The organism is Orrella sp. 11846, from assembly GCF_048820935.1.
Classification (GTDB): Bacteria; Pseudomonadota; Gammaproteobacteria; order Burkholderiales; family Burkholderiaceae_B; genus Algicoccus.
Window position 1 is genome coordinate 1 of the sequence record NZ_JBMERD010000076.1, and the last position, 233, is coordinate 233.

1 protein-coding gene is annotated in these 233 nt (G+C 52.8%); it reads left to right on the forward strand.

Translation table 11 applies throughout. The features are described 5' to 3' along the window. A partial coding sequence (locus ACOI06_RS14675; RefSeq protein WP_420663329.1) for an IS66 family transposase occupies positions 1-233 on the forward strand: 233 nt, incomplete at both ends.

Consider the following 233-nt stretch of genomic DNA (forward strand, 5'->3'; position numbering starts at 1 on the left):
CAAAGTCACGTCATCACCATGGACGAGACACATATCAAAGCGGGTCGGGAGGCTCCGCAAAAAATGAGGAGTGGTTTCTTCTGGCCCATTTATGGTGACCAGGATGAGATCTGCTTTGAATACTTTGGCAATCGCAACCATGAGAACGTTGAGGCCGTCCTTGGGCGAGGATCTCGTTCTGGATCTGTCATGCTCAGCGATGGCTATGGCGCCTATGCGACCTATGCCGCCAG